Source organism: Paenibacillus sp. FSL P2-0121, assembly GCF_037975345.1.
Classification (GTDB): Bacteria; Bacillota; Bacilli; order Paenibacillales; family Paenibacillaceae; genus Paenibacillus_AQ; species Paenibacillus_AQ odorifer.
In genome coordinates this window covers 6,770,377-6,786,990 of the sequence record NZ_CP150245.1, presented here as the reverse complement: position 1 = coordinate 6,786,990, position 16,614 = coordinate 6,770,377, and the positions used below count along the sequence as shown (strand labels likewise).

Annotated in this window: 17 protein-coding genes; 12 read left to right on the top strand and 5 right to left on the bottom strand. The window is 43.6% G+C overall.

Features of this window, described 5'->3' with window-relative positions:
* Positions 1-44 precede the first annotated feature (44 nt).
* Positions 45-1,151 (bottom strand): DUF4163 domain-containing protein, encoded by a 1,107-nt coding sequence (locus MKY54_RS29955; RefSeq protein WP_076181864.1) that lies wholly within the window; start codon positions 1,149-1,151, stop codon positions 45-47.
* Positions 1,152-1,336: 185 nt separating this feature from the next.
* A complete protein-coding gene (locus tag MKY54_RS29950) occupies positions 1,337-2,185 on the bottom strand; it encodes a metallophosphoesterase (RefSeq protein ID WP_076301503.1) in 849 nt (282 codons plus the stop codon).
* A 108-nt stretch (positions 2,186-2,293) separates the two neighbouring features.
* Between MKY54_RS29950 and MKY54_RS29945 the strand changes: the two genes are divergently transcribed.
* The 3 genes from MKY54_RS29945 to MKY54_RS29935 all read left to right on the top strand — a co-directional run bounded on the left by MKY54_RS29945 (position 2,294) and on the right by MKY54_RS29935 (position 4,735).
* Positions 2,294-3,115: a methyl-accepting chemotaxis protein gene (locus MKY54_RS29945; RefSeq protein WP_036682244.1), complete on the top strand. Its 822-nt coding sequence runs from the start codon at positions 2,294-2,296 to the stop codon at positions 3,113-3,115.
* Between the two features lie 80 nt (positions 3,116-3,195).
* Positions 3,196-3,474 (top strand): hypothetical protein, encoded by a 279-nt coding sequence (locus tag MKY54_RS29940; RefSeq protein WP_038573810.1) that lies wholly within the window; start codon positions 3,196-3,198, stop codon positions 3,472-3,474.
* A 139-nt stretch (positions 3,475-3,613) separates the two neighbouring features.
* Positions 3,614-4,735, top strand: coding sequence for a nitric oxide synthase oxygenase (locus MKY54_RS29935; RefSeq protein ID WP_076307563.1), 1,122 nt, complete (start codon positions 3,614-3,616; stop codon positions 4,733-4,735).
* 124 nt (positions 4,736-4,859) lie between these two features.
* On the opposite strand, the gene MKY54_RS29930 is transcribed toward MKY54_RS29935, so the two are convergent.
* Positions 4,860-5,501: a helix-turn-helix domain-containing protein gene (locus tag MKY54_RS29930; protein ID WP_076181870.1), complete on the bottom strand. Its 642-nt coding sequence runs from the start codon at positions 5,499-5,501 to the stop codon at positions 4,860-4,862.
* 187 nt (positions 5,502-5,688) lie between these two features.
* Here MKY54_RS29930 and MKY54_RS29925 point away from each other — a divergent pair, with 187 nt between their 5' ends.
* Complete coding sequence (locus tag MKY54_RS29925; RefSeq protein ID WP_038573803.1) at positions 5,689-6,441, top strand: SDR family NAD(P)-dependent oxidoreductase; 753 nt, start codon at positions 5,689-5,691, stop codon at positions 6,439-6,441.
* 163 nt (positions 6,442-6,604) lie between these two features.
* Entirely contained in the window at positions 6,605-8,020 is a 1,416-nt protein-coding gene (locus MKY54_RS29920) for a hypothetical protein (RefSeq protein ID WP_248548920.1), read from the top strand.
* Positions 8,021-8,087: 67 nt separating this feature from the next.
* Here MKY54_RS29920 and MKY54_RS29915 read toward each other — a convergent pair whose 3' ends face one another.
* The gene (locus MKY54_RS29915; protein ID WP_076124120.1) at positions 8,088-9,578 is read right to left on the bottom strand and encodes a peptide MFS transporter; all 1,491 of its coding nucleotides are present in this window, start codon (positions 9,576-9,578) and stop codon (positions 8,088-8,090) included.
* 255 nt (positions 9,579-9,833) lie between these two features.
* Between MKY54_RS29915 and MKY54_RS29910 the strand changes: the two genes are divergently transcribed.
* The 4 genes from MKY54_RS29910 to MKY54_RS29895 all read left to right on the top strand — a co-directional run bounded on the left by MKY54_RS29910 (position 9,834) and on the right by MKY54_RS29895 (position 13,147).
* A complete protein-coding gene (locus MKY54_RS29910) occupies positions 9,834-10,190 on the top strand; it encodes a nucleotide excision repair endonuclease (protein ID WP_036682230.1) in 357 nt (118 codons plus the stop codon).
* A gap of 134 nt (positions 10,191-10,324) precedes the next feature.
* Positions 10,325-10,990, top strand: a complete 666-nt coding sequence (locus MKY54_RS29905; RefSeq protein WP_339188918.1) for a glycosyltransferase — start codon at positions 10,325-10,327, stop codon at positions 10,988-10,990.
* Between the two features lie 175 nt (positions 10,991-11,165).
* Positions 11,166-11,888 carry a hypothetical protein gene (locus tag MKY54_RS29900; RefSeq protein ID WP_076181874.1) on the top strand — a complete coding sequence of 241 codons (723 nt, stop codon included), beginning with the start codon at positions 11,166-11,168 and terminating at the stop codon, positions 11,886-11,888.
* Between the two features lie 5 nt (positions 11,889-11,893).
* Positions 11,894-13,147 carry a polysaccharide deacetylase family protein gene (locus MKY54_RS29895; RefSeq protein ID WP_339188916.1) on the top strand — a complete coding sequence of 418 codons (1,254 nt, stop codon included), beginning with the start codon at positions 11,894-11,896 and terminating at the stop codon, positions 13,145-13,147.
* A gap of 16 nt (positions 13,148-13,163) precedes the next feature.
* Here MKY54_RS29895 and MKY54_RS29890 read toward each other — a convergent pair whose 3' ends face one another.
* Positions 13,164-14,222: an endonuclease/exonuclease/phosphatase family protein gene (locus tag MKY54_RS29890; protein WP_076191625.1), complete on the bottom strand. Its 1,059-nt coding sequence runs from the start codon at positions 14,220-14,222 to the stop codon at positions 13,164-13,166.
* Between the two features lie 155 nt (positions 14,223-14,377).
* Here MKY54_RS29890 and rlmN point away from each other — a divergent pair, with 155 nt between their 5' ends.
* The 3 genes from rlmN (at position 14,378) to greA (ending at position 16,517) form a co-directional block, all read left to right on the top strand.
* Positions 14,378-15,448, top strand: a complete 1,071-nt coding sequence (gene rlmN, locus MKY54_RS29885) for a 23S rRNA (adenine(2503)-C(2))-methyltransferase RlmN (RefSeq protein WP_076181880.1) — start codon at positions 14,378-14,380, stop codon at positions 15,446-15,448.
* A 79-nt stretch (positions 15,449-15,527) separates the two neighbouring features.
* Positions 15,528-15,815, top strand: coding sequence for a DUF6509 family protein (locus MKY54_RS29880; RefSeq protein ID WP_036682221.1), 288 nt, complete (start codon positions 15,528-15,530; stop codon positions 15,813-15,815).
* Positions 15,816-16,037: 222 nt separating this feature from the next.
* Entirely contained in the window at positions 16,038-16,517 is a 480-nt protein-coding gene (gene greA / locus MKY54_RS29875; protein WP_036682220.1) for a transcription elongation factor GreA, read from the top strand.
* The last annotated feature ends 97 nt before the right edge of the window (positions 16,518-16,614 follow it).

Genomic DNA, 16,614 nt, shown 5'->3' with positions numbered 1-16,614 from the left:
GTCCCAGTCCTAATGACTGGGACGCTCTTTTTTACAATAGAAGTTTATTTGAAGGCAGCGAATGGGTTAGTTCCCTTTGGTAATATTGAACTGAAATTAAAGGTGTACGTAGGAATTCCAGCCGCATAAGGGGCAATTTCATACTGTTGGTAGAAGATTGCAAGGCCACTCTCGGAAACGTAGAAGTTTGGTTTTTCTGTTAGTCCGCCAGGTGTATCTGGAAAAGCTAGCTCCTTGGTGCTTTCCTTCAACATTTTATCTAATTTTTGTTTGTAGTTTGGCTCTGCCTTCAGCAGGTCCTTAAGTTCAATTGGTTTGCCGTCTTTCAGCGAGAAGGTAAATCCTTCACGAAGGGCTCCACCATGAGCTCCACCAGTATAGCCATATTGATCAGTCACGATGCTCAGAACCCCTTCACGGTTAAAGGAGACGACAAAAGTTTGAGAGAAGTCATATTTATTCTCTATAGTACCATCTCTACGGCTAGCCTGTTCTTCACTCTCTGCGACGAATTGTTCAGCTTGTTTTTTGAAGATTGCATTAATCTTAGTCTGCACTTCATCCGTTAAGCCACTGATTTTGGGATATTGCACTTTGATACTGGCATTTTTATTGCTCTTATCTAAGGTTTCAGAGGTAATTTTGATGTTATTCATTACTTTTTTACTTAGATCAAGTGATTTCAATGAAGGATTATAAACGCCTTGCACTCCTAAATAGTCAGACAACAGTTTGAACGGAACATAAATCCGGTCGTTGATGACCTTCACATCATGACTGCCGGTCATGCTATAAATGTAATAGCCATTCAGGGTTGTAATAACACCGTAATCTGAGACCTCCATGTCCAGCTTCATGGAATCGCTGCCTACACTATAAGTTTTGGTGCTTGCATTATAGTTAATGGAGAGGCCAAAAGCATCCCGTAGTACAGTTAAAGGGATCATGGTGTTGCCGTTTACTATTTTCGCTTGCTGCGATAAGGTCTGGCCTTTATATTTAAGCACTACAGAGGGTTGCTGTGCGGCTTGTTTTACCGTATTTCCTCCGGTAGTTGCGGCTTGAACTGAAGTTCCTCCTACTAGTCCCGACCCTCCAAGCAATACTCCAGCAGCCAAGATGGCTGAGGTCCATTTCATACTTTTATTCATAACTTAATCTCTCCTTCCCAAGGATGGGCTTATGTAGTTGCAATATGATATTTTTTCCTCTATCACTCCTACAATTATACCTAGGTCCCAAATAGATTTGATTACAAAGACGGTTACAGTGTTGTTGCATAGATATGCAAAAGGTATATACTTTTTAACCATTTTGTACGATTAAGACACTAGCATTAAGAATGTAAAGTAATTACGGTGAGCTCGGGACGACAATTAAAACGAACAGGCATACGAGTTACTCCTATCCCGCGAGTGGTATAGACCTGAAGTTGGCTGTTGGGCAGTTGATATAACCCACTTGAATATTTACTTCCGTGAGGCGGGGTATATAAAGCTCCGACAAATGGAAACCGCACTTGGCCTCCGTGGCTATGGCCAGACAATTGCAGATCTATAGGCAGCTTACAAAAGTCATCGGCGAAATCAGGTTCATGGGCCAGGAGAATTGTGCAAGCCTCTTCCGGGATATGAAGCAGCGCTTGGGCGATGTCTGCTTTTCCGACCCAAGGATCATCTATTCCGGCAATATAGAGCTTGTCCGTACCTTGGGTTAGGACGATATGTTCATTATGGAGCACGTGGAAGCCCGATTGTGTTAGCCCTTTCGTTACAACCTTTCTGGTCCCAAAAGCATCATGATTGCCTAATACTGCAAATTGTCCAAAAGGAGCCCGCAACTGAGAGCACAAGGCTACGGCTTCTGCAATATAATCGGCTGAATGATCTAATAAATCGCCGGTGAAGCAGATCAGATCTGGCTTTACATGTTGAATTTGCTGCGCTAGCTCCGTTAAAGCTTGCGGCTTGGAATATACCCCCTGATGTAAATCACTAAAATGAACGATACGAAATTTATCGAAGGCTGGAGAAAGTCTAGGGAGTGTAATATCTACGTATTTGATTTCCAGCCAGTAGGGTTCGATCCAATGTGAATAGATACCGGATGCACCAGCTGTTCCAAGAAGGCCTAGAGTTACTTGAGCGCTTTTCTGTAGAAATTGTCGTCTGCTAATAGTATTCATAAACAAATCATACGCGGGGATTGTTACTCTACTATGACAATATTCATTTAATAACCCATTGTGACGATAAAACTACATATACATTTTTTTTATATGGGAGATGAAGAGATGAGTATTATCGATGCCTTAGTCCTCGCAGCACCTTATTTCAAAAAGATTCACTCGCAGGATATTATGATTGGAATCACGGACAGGGAGATCTTCCATTATTACGCACCAAGTAAAGTTATTGATCTCGGATTGGTTAAGGGTAACCCTATCCCGCCTGAAGATCTGTCGCTTTCAAATGGACTGAAAGGTATAGCAAGCTCTAACCGAATCCCAGCAGAAATTTATGGAGCTCCTGTAATCTCAACATGTGTACCTATCTACGGAACGGATGATGATGTAATCGGGGTTTTTGCCATTGCCTATACACTAGAGAACGAGAATAAGCTTGAAGGATTCACAGATGAGATTAATGAGATAAGCAGTCATCTAATGGAGATGGTGCAGAGCGTAGCTGCCCAATCTCAGGAGTTATCAGCTACTTCGCAGCAAATATTAGATAATACGCGTAGAGCCGTAACGGAATCACAAGAAGTGAATAAGGTTGCCGGCTTCATTCGTGAGATTTCTGAGCAGACGAACCTGCTTGGGCTGAATGCGGCAATTGAAGCCGCTCGTGTAGGAGAGCAAGGGGCTGGTTTTGGGGTGGTTGCTACGGAAGTACGCAAACTGTCCGTTAACACTAAAGAAGCAACCCATAATATTGAAAAATCACTGAGTGATGTTCAAAAGTCCATTAAGCAAATGGAGCAAGAAATTGAAGCGATCTCTGCTTCTTCACACTCACAAGCAGAATTGGTCACTGAATTCAGCGGAGTCATTGAGCGCCTGAATAAAGCGAGTAATGAAATGACGTCCTTTATGCAATCCATTATCCAGTAGATAGTGAATGCATAAGATGACTTCACCCAAACCATGCTAGAAGAGAACAGGCGCATTTCAGAAGGGAGCGTATTTCATTTATGAAACAACCCGATTCCAGTCTGCAAGCGAATGACAATGTAACTCAAGCCAAAAATTCTTTGGGCAAGCTTCATTTCTCTGTCTCTCAGGCACTTAGTCATCCAACAGAACAGACTTTGGCACAGGCTGAGAACCGCCTGGCACATACTGAGCAGGCGATTCAGCAAGCTCAGGACTGGCTAGGTCCTCAAGGTGTGGAGTTGGCTGAAGAACTGTTGACCGAGGATAAGAGCAGACTTGCCTCATTGAATAAGCAAGGGAAACGTTCAGAGCGCTAAATGTTCCTGCCACAACCTGTGAAGCTCCAAGCTTCACGGGTTGTTCTTATGCGCTTTTCCCTGAAAGATGTGGCATAGGAAGAGGGATGTTATACTGGATTGAGAGTTTAAGCAAGGGTTTAGATGGGGGATAAGGGATATGAATGGCAAGCACATCGAAGAATTAACCCGGCAGGCGGAAGCTTTCATTCGACAATGTTACGCTGAACTAGACAAGTCTGAAGCCGAGACGGATCATCGCATCCTAGCCGTACATGAGGAAATTAACCAATCAGGCAGTTACACACATACAACGGAAGAATTAGCGCATGGTGCAAGAATGGCCTGGCGCCATAATAGCCGCTGCATTGGGCGTCTTTTTTGGCAATCCATTGAGCTAATCGATGAACGCCAAGCAGAGACTGAGGAACAAGTTGCTGAAGCGTTGCTGCGACATCTGGAAAAGGCGAACAACGGAGGACGTATTCGTTCACTCATCACGGTCTTCCGCAGCGGAGAAGATCCGAATCAGCGGATTCGGATCTGGAACCACCAATTGATTCGTTATGCCGGTTATCCTGGCGATGAAGAACACGGACGTGCAGGCGATCCGGCATCGGATGAATTCACAAAAATGTGCCAGCAACTAGGTTGGCAAGGAACGGGTGGCGATTATGATGTGTTGCCGTTAGTGATAAGTATTGGCAACGGGCATCCCTACGTTTTCCCTATTCCTGATCACTTCATTCAGGAGGTACCGTTAACACATCCTGAAATTGAACGTTTTGCTGAACTTCAGCTTCGTTGGTATTCTGTACCCATCATCGCGGACATGCAGTTGGAAATTGGCGGTATTCTGTACACGGCTGCTCCTTTTAACGGTTGGTACATGGAGACTGAAATCGGCTCGCGTAACTTGGGGGATACCGGACGATACAACACTTTGCCAGCTATAGCTGATGTGATGGGACTGGATCGCTCCAGCAACACAACGCTTTGGAAGGATAGGGCGCTTCTTGAGCTGAATCGCGCAGTGCTGCATTCCTTCAAGCAAGCAGGTGTCAGCATCGTGGATCACCATACAGCAGCAGATCAATTTGTTCGATTCCAGCAACAGGAGAACGAGCAGGGGCGCCAAGTCTCAGGGCGCTGGTCCTGGTTGATTCCGCCTATGTCACCCTCGTCTACACCGATTTGGCATGATCGTACGTTAAAAGAATATGATTTCAGCCCTCGTTTTCTTTATCAACAATCACCCGTCGCAACCTGCCCATTTCACTAGCTAACGAAGGCAGTATATAGGTCGCAACTTGAATCTGGATAGAGGCAATTTCCTTGGAAATGTCTCTTTTTGTTTTGACTATAGAAAAAGCGCCAAGTTCCCCTCCTAAGGAAACTGGCGCTTTTTAGGCTTTTAAATGATCCAGAAAAATTTGTTTAAGCAGCTCAAGCTGATCGTCGGAGTCTAGATCCGATTCCAGCAGGAGAATGTTTTTTTTCATCGTTAGTTTTCTGGAAAAGAGGGCAAAGCTATTCATGAGCGTAATTAAGGTTTCTTTTACGGGGAGACCCGCACGAATAGAGCCGTCTTCTACCCCATTTTGAATGATCCTGGAGTATTCATGCCAAATTTTGCGGTTGAGTGCATTGAAGCTCAGAACATCCTCAATAGGTTCACTTGAGTGTGAGGCGTAGCTTTCGAAATTGACCATAAAAATAATACTTAGATGATTTTGATCCTGAATAAAGAAATCAAATAATTTCTCGATTTGTTCAAGACAAGTAAGGGGCAAGTCCGCTACGTATTTAAAATGATCGAGCATAGGCTCCAGCATTCGGGTGGCTACAGCCACTACGAGTTTTTCTTTTCTGGGAAAATAGCGAAATAACGTCGCAATCCCGATATTGGCTTCGCTTGCGACATCTTGCATCGTCGACTTTTCGATTCCTTTTTGTGATAATACTCGTTCTGCGGATTCGAGGATCGTAATTAATCGTTGCTGCTTACCATCGGATCTTTCTTTTTCGTATCGTGTTTTAGGATTCATGAGGGCTAGACCCTTCCATTTTTTGATTGGGGTTTTCAATTATTAGTATTATATCCACCGTTTATTGGATTAAGCAAGGAGTGGTTGTAGTTCTTTTGTAAAAATGATATGATGTATATCACAGTGATAGTGTGACTATCATCACTCAAATATTATATCACAATACGATTATAGAGGAGACCTAATTATGAATCGTCTAACTAATAAAGTAGCAATTATTACAGGTGCAGGCAGCGGCATGGGCCGTGAAGAAGCCCTTTTATTGTCCAAAGAAGGTGCTACAGTTGTAGCCACTGATATTAACGAGGCTGCCGTACAAGCAGTTGTGAAGGAAATTGAAGCAAATGGTGGTCAAGCAGCAGCTTATGCACATAATGTGGCTTCCGAAGAAGACTGGATCAAGGTTGTAGAAGATGTGATTAGCAAGTTCGGGAAAATCGACATTTTGGTAAACAATGCAGGGATCTCATTCCCGGTTCAATTGCTCGAATCCACTGTTGATCAATGGAACAAAGTAATGAACATCAACGTGAGCAGCGTATTCCTTGGCATGAAGCATGTTGTTCCTCAAATGAAGAATAATAAAGGTGGTTCCATCGTTAATATTTCATCCATCGCAGGTTTGACTGGCAGCAGCGGTGCTGGTGCTTATACAGCTTCAAAAGGTGCAGTTCGTATGCTTAGTAAAGCAGCGGCTGTAGACTTTGGTAAAGATAACATTCGTGTGAACTCTGTTCACCCAGGATTTATCGAAACCCCAATGAGTGCTGAATTTGTAAATAACGAAAAAATGCATAGCTTCTTTATGTCTCAGACTGCGCTGCCACGTGTTGGACGTGCTTCTGAAGTAGCTGAAGCTGTATTGTTCTTGGCTTCTGATGAAGCTTCTTACATTACAGGTGTTGAGCTGCCGGTTGATGGCGGAGTTGTAGCTAAATAATAATCTCTAATTAAGAAACATTAAGAAGCCGTCCCATACGTAGATTTTCTCTACGCGCGGGACGGCTTCTTTTGCTGTTTTAGGCCCATTTCTACTGAACATTAGCCTACACCCCTGCATACCATATAGCACTCGGATAGTAGGAGAAGGGTGTGGTGCAGAGATGGGCATCCAGTTAACAGCGCTCCATTATGTATATCTGGCATTTATCGTATTTATAATGGCACTTCTGATCAAGAGACGGGACACAACGATGATCTGTATTGCGGGCATCTTTGTACTTGGGTGGTTAGCCACGGAAACCGTCAGTGGTTCAGTCACAGGTGTATTCAACTCTTTTGTATATGCAACCAAGGAGCTAATGGGTACAATCATGATTATTTCGATCATAGTAGCCATGAGCCGGGTATTAACACGCACGGGGATTAACGAGATCATGGTTGCTCCACTTACCCGCTTTTTGCGCACACCGTTCATAGCCTTTTGGGGAATCGGTCTGATTATGATGGTCACCTCATGGTTCTTCTGGCCTTCACCCGCAGTGGCCTTGATCGGGGTTGTGCTGCTGCCGGTTGCCATTCGAGTGGGACTGCCGGCTCTTGGAGCGGCGATGGCAATGAATTTATTTGGCCACGGGATTGCGCTCTCAGGTGATTACATTATCCAAGGTGCACCTAAACTAACAGCAGATGCGGCCGGACTTCCAGTGACCAGTGTCATGGAGGCGAGTGTTCCGCTTGTAATTGTTATGGGCGTGGTGACTACGATAACGGCGTACTGGATGATGCGCAGAGATCAGAAGAAGGGAACTTGGCGAGACGGGCTTATTGCCGGGAAAAGTGCCGTGAGTGCGTTATCTGCAGAGAATGATACGGCAGAAGATCCAGCGGTGATTCATCCAGCATTGAAAAAATTGCTGGCAATCGCCATTCCCATCCTGTTTTTAGCCGATGTAGCAGGCATGTTCCTGCTCGATTTGCAGGGTGGAGACGCAACTGCCTTAGTTGGTGGTACTGCGGTATTCATTCTGGTTGTAGTAACCTTGTTGGCACATCGTAATAAAGGATTGGAGCAAGTAACCTCTTATCTGATTGATGGACTTACGTTTGGCTTCAAAGTATTTGGTCCTGTGATACCGATTGCCGCTTTTTTTTATCTGGGGGATTCGGCGTTTGCCGAATTATTCGGCAAAGTGCTGCCTGCCGCATCTCAGGGGATTGTAAATGATCTAGGGGTCGCTCTAGCTCATAACGTTCCTCTGAACGGCGCAGTGGGTGCTGTGACCGCAACTATAACCGGAGCCATTACAGGCCTAGATGGTTCAGGGTTCTCGGGCATTTCACTTGCCGGGTCTATTGGGAAATTGTTTGCGGTGGCCACACATTCCGATGCGGCGACTTTAACTGCGCTGGGTCAGGTAGCTGCAATTTGGGTAGGTGGAGGCACGCTGATTCCGTGGGCATTGATTCCGGCGGCCGCTATTTGCGGAGTAAGCCCCTTTGAGCTGGCGAGACGGAATGTTAAGCCTGTACTCATTGGGCTGGTAGTCACGACGATTGTCGCCATGTTTCTGGTGTAGAGGCTGGATAACTATAGGAAACCAAAAAAAGGCTGCCGAGAAGATCTCGGGCAGCCTTTGGATGTGTTTAATGTATCCCTTTCATGAAATTCTGAATTTTGGAAGAGAATAGGAAGAGGATAAGCGCAAGGATAAGGGCCACTCCACCAATTACTCCAAAGTACATCATTTCGGTATCCGGGGTATAGAACTTCACAATCTGAGCATTAATTGCTTGGGCAGCGGCATTCGATAAGAACCACATACTCATCATTTGAGCGGTAAAAGCCGCCGGTGCCAGTTTGGTCGTTGCTGATAAGCCCACAGGGGACAAGCATAACTCCCCGATTACAATGATAAAATAGCTGAGTACCAGCCATAATGGATTCACAAGTGAATTAGCTCCACCGAAATAAGCAGGTACTAGAATCACCAGGAAGGATAAACCGGCAAACAATAAACCAAGCGAGAACTTTTGCGGAATCGAGGGTTGACGGTTACCAAGCTTTAACCACAACCAGGCAAATATAGGTGCAAGAGTGATAATAAACAGCGGGTTAAGCGATTGGAACCAAGCAGGAGAAATGTGTAAGCCTGCAAAATCCAATTGGGTCCGTTTATCAGCAAAACTAGCTAGAACTGTGGAAGTCTGCTCTTGAATCGCCCAGAACATAATCGATGCGATAAATAAAGGAATGTATGCGAGAATTCTTGACCGTTCAACGGCTGTTGTTTTGGGACTGCGGTACATCATAATGAAATACATCGTAGGAATAAGTAAGCCTAATACCCCTACTATTTTTATTAATGTTTCAAAGGTAAGCACTCCGGTAAGAATGCCGATCGTAATCAAAATCGCAAGTACAACTAATCCTACACCAATCCAAGTAAAGATTTTTTTCTTCTGATCTGCAGGAATAGGGTTGTGTACAATCGTACCGGCCAAACCCAGATTTTTTGTGCGAGTCATAATATAAACGACTAGTCCAACAAACATTCCGACTGCGGCAATCGAGAAACCTAGATGGAAATTATTCATGCCTACTGCGCCAACAATTAGTGGGGAGAGAAATCCTCCCAGGTTGATGCCCATATAAAAAATGCTGAAGGCAGCGTCACGGCGGTTATCCTGCTCGCTATAAATTTCGCCGACAATACTTGAAACATTGGGTTTCAGTAGACCCGTTCCGAGTACGATTAAAACCATCGAAGCAAAAAACAATGTGGTATTGCCTGGAATAGCCAGTAGTATATGCCCGAACATGATTAAAACGCCGCCGTAGAAAACAGCCCTCGAAGTCCCGAGGAGCCGATCCGCAAGCCAGCCTCCGATGATCCCTGACATATATACAAGCGATCCATAGATAGACATAATAGAAAGTGCCATATCTTCAGGTAATCCGAGACCGCCTTGGCTCACTTCATAATACATGTAGTAGACAAGGATAGCTCGCATGCCATAATAAGAGAAACGCTCCCAAAATTCTGTGAAGAAAAGGGTGAAAAGTCCCTTAGGATGTCCGAAGAAACCCTTTTGCGGGACGCTATCTACTATTTTTTGCCGGTCTGTTACTGCCATGAATCAAATCCTCCTAGATGACAAATATCTATATATCATGATGCAAACGCCTCTATTTTATTTATAATCCTCTACTGTCTAAGACCGCAACCCTTGGGCAGGAAGGTTTTGAATAATGCCATAATTTTTAGTGATATTTCCATTAGATCAATCGAACTTGCTTTTATTGTATTTATTTGACTGCGCCAGATTGAATGGTCTTACTTAGCGATTTATGATACTATTTACTCCTATATAGAAAGAGGACGTGAGCTAATGATCAACATAACGATTCCAAAAGCGGATGTTAGTATTACTAAACAAATTAACCCGCAGTTAAGCAATATTTACGGATTTACGGACTTTCACCTGATTCCGAGAGATTACGGCGGTATCTTTATGTTCTACAATGATCAGGATGAGTTGTTGTTTGTAGGTAAAGCGAGAAAGCTAAGACCAAGAATTAAAAAACATTTTGAAGACACCGTATCTGACATCAAGCAACATCGGGACGAGGTCACCAGAATTGATGTGTGTTTGATCGAAAGTCCAGTTCATAGAGAGATCTATGAAACCTATATCATTAATGAACTGAAATCTAAATACAACGTAGATAAAGTGATGTTTAGATAAAAGTAAGACCCAGGCACCGTCCACGTGATGGTGCTTTTTTGTGTTCTGAGAATAGTTGCGAATGAAATGGAAGTAAAGGTGCACAATATACAAGATATTCAAATCCATCACTGTTCACAAGGAGATAGGTCATATTGAAAAATAAGTATTTGATGTTGAAGCTAACCTTATTGTGTATGTTTCTGGTTGTAAGTGTTACACCTACAATTGCCGATGCTGCAGCAGCTAAAGAGAAAAAGAGCTCCCACAAGCAATGCTTAACCCCCTCCGTAATTGAGCTTAAGGATAATCTTAGGAAGTTATGGATCGATCATGTGGTATGGACAAAGAACTACATTGTTAGCGCCTTTGCAGATTCTGAGGACAAGGATAAGGTACTGGCAAGGCTGTTACAGAATCAGCAGGACATAGGGGATGTCTTTAAACCGTATTACGGTGAGGCAGTTGGAGATAAGCTGGCTCAATTATTGCGGGAGCATATTCTTATTGCCGGAAAAGTTCTAGGTGCTGTAAAGGCTGAAAATCAGGCCGATGTGGAAAAATACAATAAAGAGTGGTATGCCAACGCTGATGACATTGCCAAGTTTCTTAGTAGCCAGAACCCCAAATATTCTTATGAACAATTAAAGGAAATGCTTCATGAACATCTGGAATTGATTACTGATGACGTGACAGCTAGAGTTAAAAAGGATTGGGATGCCGAAATTGCCGCATTTGATAAAGGGCTGGAGCATATGATCATGTTCGCAGATATCTTAACCGAGGGATTGATCAAACAATTTCCCGATAAATTCAATTGAAATCAAAGCACCCGAAGGGGTGCTTTTTTTATTTTGCAGAAGAGAATAGGTCTTTAGGTGCATTTCAGAAAGTTAGATATAAAGGCTCACTTACATACAAGATAAGTAAACTATAATAGACTCGTGGGCACTCGACATTTTTTGACATTTTTTTATAATTGAGGTGATAAAATCGATGATTTCCCCCTTTTTTAAAAAGAAAGATTCAGTGGATAAGCAATCCAAGTCGGATATGGTTCAAAAGGTACAATTATTAGATGAACAGGTCGAAGAAATAGAAGAAAAGACCTCAGACGAGACTATAGCTGGATTGGTTACTACAGGCAAAGCTCAGCTTGATAAAAAATCACTCGATTTGATCTTCTCCGTGGAGCAGATTATTCAGGCCAGACAACATGCGGAGACCAATATTAATGAGCTTCAGGATCGGTTAACCCATTCCAGCAGTCATGTGGAGCGCTTAAACCGGGATATGAAGAACCTCAATAAGGTTATTGAGGAAAGAGAAAAGAATGTCCGCGAGCTTGAGCATAAGTTGATTGAGAGAAATTTGAAGGTCGATCAAGTGCTGGAGGATTACCGGGAGCTTCAAACTACGCTCACAGCTGAGATTGAGGAATTGAAGAGTACCATTGAGCTGGAGCAGCAAAAATATGTAAATCTGATTCAAAAACATAACGAAGCCCATGCAGAGAAACTCAAAAAGATGAATGATCTGGAAGAGAAAATCGGACGGGTTGAGATTGAGAATGCACATCTAAAACAAAAGTACGATACGATTCGCCAAGAAAAGGCGTATCTCTCGGGTATGATCAGCGATTTCACCAATCGGATGACGGTTCCTTTTGGGAGTGGCAGTAGTCTGACGGATCGAAACGATGGAAACGGAGATACATAGGATTCATGGCATTTAAGGAACCGGACACCATTCTAATGATTGAGTTACTGTCGCTTGAGCATGAACAGGCCGGTTATCAGATTGAGGTAGGTCTAACCCGTAATGTTGGGTACACAAGAAGCAAGCTCACCATAGATGAATTTACATACGAACAATTGAAGGCGCTAGGTCCCTTTTCCGGAGGGAGAATGAGATTGTCGCTGTATCCGAAGTGGGATCCGTTTCGGAATAGTTACTACAGCACGCTGATTATAATGAACAGAGCTTACAGCGAAACATTGTATTTTGCCTGTTCTGAAAATTATGTAACCCAACTTCTTCAATTAAAGCAGCAGGACTATCCTCAAGCAGAAGAGGAGAGGGTAGTTCAGACCATGCTTCCCTCTACAGAACCAGGGCATAGGATAAGCAGAAAGAAGACCAAACGAATTGGACTGGTTGCACTGCTGTGTCTTATGTTCGCTTGTTTGATATTTGTGTTACCTCTGCGAATGGATGGACAACTCGTAGATAGTGCTGAAGCGCTGGAGGAACCCGTATTAGGGGCCGACTCTGAGCCATTACTTTCGGTACCGTTCGTTACCCTTGCGCAGACGATATCGGTTCATAATCAGCAAGCCGAGCCTACACCAGAACCTTCAGTCCCTCCTCAAGAACAGACATTACCGTACGAAAAGTATGAATTAACCGAGAATGAATTTTTGTATAGTTTGCCAAAGGGTTATGTTGCCTTGTCATTTGATGATGGACCGTCAAAGTATACGAAAGAGATCGTAGATATTCTAGTAGAACATAAGGTGGCTGCCACCTTTTTATTCATTGGGAATAAGGTAGCTCATAATGCGGAAGCCGTTAGGTATGCTAATGAGCATAAGATGTCGGTTGGGAGTCATTCGTGGGATCATAGCAAAATGACTGCTAATGGCGTTGAGGAGAACCGGAATAACTTGGCGAAGACTAATCAGGCGCTGGAGGAAATTACACAATCACCGATTACTATTTTTCGGCCGCCATATGGGGCGATCAATGACAAGTTAACCGCCAAGGTGACGGAACAGCAGATGAAGGTATTATTGTGGAATCGTGATCCCGAGGATTGGAACGTCAAGAACCCAGAGGATATTCTTCAATATGTTCATCATGCCGATCCGTCCGGCGGAGTCTATCTATTTCACGAAAAGAAGATTACTGTAGAAGCTTTGCCCGCTATCATTAAGTATTTCCAAGAGAAAAACCTAAAATTTGTTGTTTTTAAATAGAATCAGAGAATCCATGTTATTGCAGAATAAAAGTGGCTGTTACAGGGTTGTGATCACTGTGTTCGAAGGATAACTCATGACCCTGTACGCCGCTTATGCTGACGTTTGGTGAGACTAGAAAGCCATCAATCACTGCGCGGAAATTCACACCTTCTGAATAGGCAACATCGAGCGTCCGGACGGAGGGTACCTTGGCATCTACAGCCCACTGAAAGCCCTGTTGAAAATGTTCAGGGAATTCTTGCAGCCATTGCGGCCAATCCTGCGTTGTCTCGAAAGCATCAGGAGCTGTACCCGGAAGGGAATGGTTCCAATCTCCCCCTAAGATGAGGTAGTTCCCTTTGTCATTCTCCTTCTTGATATAAGCCGATAAATACTCCAATTGCTGTTTGCGAATCGTTCCGCCTTGGTCAAAGGCTGATAAATGAAGATTGACTAGAATCAGTTCTTTTCCATTATCAACGGGGAATCTGCTCTCCACAAAAGCACGGTCGAGATCAAACTGTTGGCGAGGCCAGGTTTCTTTGCCCGGGAGATCATATCTAATATTACTTGTGCTGTTAAAACGGGATAAAGTTAATAAACCGCTGTTCACCGAGCCCATCGGATCAAGAACAGGAAGCGGTACCCAAGGTACCTTGTAGTTGGTCGCGAAAACATTGCTGTAATCAGCGAACTTATTCGACAAGTAAGAGACTTCATCTATACCGTTGCTACGGGAAGAATCGATGTCGACCTCCTGCAGCATGAACAGGTCCGAGTCTGTAACTGTCATAAGGGACGCTACGGCCTCAAGGTTTATCTTCGTTTGTTCCCTACTGCTTGAGCGTGACTTTGTTCCGCCATCCATAAAGAAATCTTGGCCTTTATCCAACCCGGCGTAGCCAATATTAAAGGTAGTTACAGAAAAGGACTCTCCCTGCTTCATTACTTGCTGCGGATTATTGTTTACAGTAAGTGTAGTAATCTCCTGTGGTTTATAGTCAGTGAGAGTAATATACACTAAAAAACCGCCAAGGATTAGAACGGCAGCTAGAAGGGTGAGGCTGATTGCTTTTATTCTTGTTGAACCCATATGATTCCATCGCTCCTTAGATACATGTTCATAGAACAGACTTTAATGGTGTAAACTTCGACACAACCCAATAACTCCCCTTGTTTTAATAAAAAAAATTTGAGACAATGGGTAGTGATGTTCTGAACTTTAACGTTTTGAAAAGAGGATAACGAATGAATATAGAATCCATTTATGGATTAACTTTTGATCAACTGGCGGCATGGCTGTTAGAACGTGGACATAAAAAGTTTCGGGCTACGCAGGTCTGGGATTGGCTTTATCGGAAGCGGATTACAGACTTTTCGGAAATGCTCGATGTAAATAAAGATTGTGTAGAATTATTAGAGCAGAATTTTGTCATTCATACCTTGGAAGAACATGTGAAGCAGGAATCTGCGGATGGGACGATTAAGTTCCTGTTCCGCCTAAAGGATGGCAACCTGATCGAGACCGTGCTTATGAGACAGAAATACGGCTTGTCTGTATGTGTAACCACGCAAGTGGGCTGCAATATCGGCTGCAGCTTCTGTGCAAGTGGGCTATTGGCGAAGAGCCGGGATCTCTCCAGCGGAGAGATTGTGGAGCAGATTATGAAGGTCCAGCAGCATCTGGATACGGCGAACCTGGATCAAAAGGTCAGTCACGTCGTAGTGATGGGCATTGGCGAGCCATTCGATAACTTCAAGAACCTGCTCGATTTCCTGGCGATTGTCAAAGATCACAAGGGACTAGCAATTGCGGGTAGAGGGATTACCGTATCAACGAGCGGATTGGCTAACAAAATCGTTGAATTTGCGGATGCGAATACGCAGGTGAACCTGGCGGTTTCTTTGCATGCCCCTAATAATGAACTGCGGACACAGATCATGAAGATTAACAAGGCCATTCCAATAGAGAAGCTAATGGAGTCTATAGATTATTATTTGGAGAAAACCAAGCGGAGAATTACTCTGGAATACATTCTGATGAAGGATGTAAACGACGGCAGAGAGCATGCGCTTGAACTGGCCGAGCTGATTGGCGATCGACGCCCGCTCGTCAATGTGAATTTGATTCCTTATAACCCGGTGGATGAACACAGCCAATATCAAAGAAGCGAGCGGGAGACGGTGCGGGCCTTTTTTGATACCTTGAAGAAGCAGGGTGTCAGCGTAAGCACTCGTCTGGAGCATGGTGTGGATATTGATGCTGCCTGCGGACAGCTGCGAAGCAAACAAATCAAGAAATCCAAAGCCATGGCTTGACGGACTACCTCGACAACAATATGTTACTTTTTGTGATACAATGACGTGGCAGGTATTAGGAAAAGAGGTTGATTGAGTTATGTTGACATTTACGGGCTACAATGTGGAGAATGTAAAAGATCCTTTCGGTATACTAACCGGTAAACGGTATGAATTTGTCGTTCAACTGGACGTTCCAGAGGATGATGAGCTGTATGTAGAGAACGGAGTATCCGCTAGAGCGATTATTAAGGTGGATGAAGATCAAGTCAGCATCGTAAGTTATGATCTACAGGAGACAACTTCAGGTCAACTGCTCGATTTCGATATGGAAGAGGACGAGGAAGAAGCGTTACTCCTTTTTTGTAAAGAGCATTTGCCAGAATAATTAAGCAGCATTGACCTCCTTGCCCAATGTCCAATTGTGGCAGGGATTTTTTTAAAATATAAGCATTTATATGTTTTGTACTTTAAAGTATCTTTATATTTCTATGAGAAACGGTTGTCGTCCTTTAAGGACGACAATGTTGTTTCTTCTTGTAAGATCTTTCGCAAGTTTGGGATATATCGGTTAAAATATTATAAAGCATCCAAAATAGGAGTTGTATACATGTCTAATGAAGAAGTGTTCTTGACCAAAGAAGGGTTGGCTCAATTAGAGGAAGAGCTGAAGGAATTGAAAGGCGCAGGGCGTAAGGAATTGGCCGCACGGCTTAAATTGGCGATCAGCTATGGAGACTTGAAGGAAAATAGTGAGTACCATTCGGCCAAGGACGATCAATCGTTCATGGAGACTCGTATTATGATTCTGGAGAAAATGTTGACCAAAGCCAAGATCGTGGATGAGAGCCAAATGGATCTGTCAAAGGTTAGTATGGGTTGTATTGTTATTCTGAATGACATCGAATATTCGGAGAAGATCGAATATAGAATTGTTGGAGCTGCTGAGGCAGATGTTCTTAATAACAAGATTTCCTATGAAAGCCCGCTAGGCAAGGAATTGCTGGGTAAAAAGGTCGGCGATATTGTTAGTGTAAATGCACCGATGGGCATCATTAAATATGAGTTGCTTGAGATCAAAATGATGTAACAATATACCGAAAAGCTCCCAACCCTTTGTAAGGGTTGGGAGCTTTTTTGCTGGTATGATAGGTTTTGGCTATGAGGTATATTGATTTCATATCTTA